This is a genomic window from Monashia sp. HAY1-2A, assembly GCF_056755315.1.
Map to the genome: position 1 here is coordinate 1 of NZ_JBNDHY010000461.1, position 265 is coordinate 265.

General features: G+C 64.9%; 1 protein-coding gene. It reads right to left on the reverse strand.

What is annotated here, in order from left to right; all coding sequences use genetic code 11:
* Positions 1–242: GlcG/HbpS family heme-binding protein (locus ACPYOM_RS22715; RefSeq protein ID WP_481347699.1), on the reverse strand; the 242-nt coding region annotated here is incomplete at its 3' end.
* Positions 243–265 lie beyond the last annotated feature (23 nt).

The following is a 265-nucleotide window of genomic DNA, read 5'->3' on the forward strand; positions in this document are numbered from 1 at the left end:
TTGTTGACGATGTCCTCGTAGACCTTGGATTCGCGGCGTCCGAGCGCGGCCGTCTTGGCCTTCGCGGGGGCGATCACGGCCGACGTGGCTGCGGCGTTGTCCAGGCGTTGCAGCCACAGCAGATGACCACCGTCGTCGACGATCGCGATGGTCACGGGCCAGTTGTTCTTGACGGCTTCAGCTTCCGCGGCGGCGGCGATGCGCTTGACGTCGTCCAGGGTCAGGAAGGGCTTCTGTTTCATCTGCGGCCTCGTCGGGGTCATTG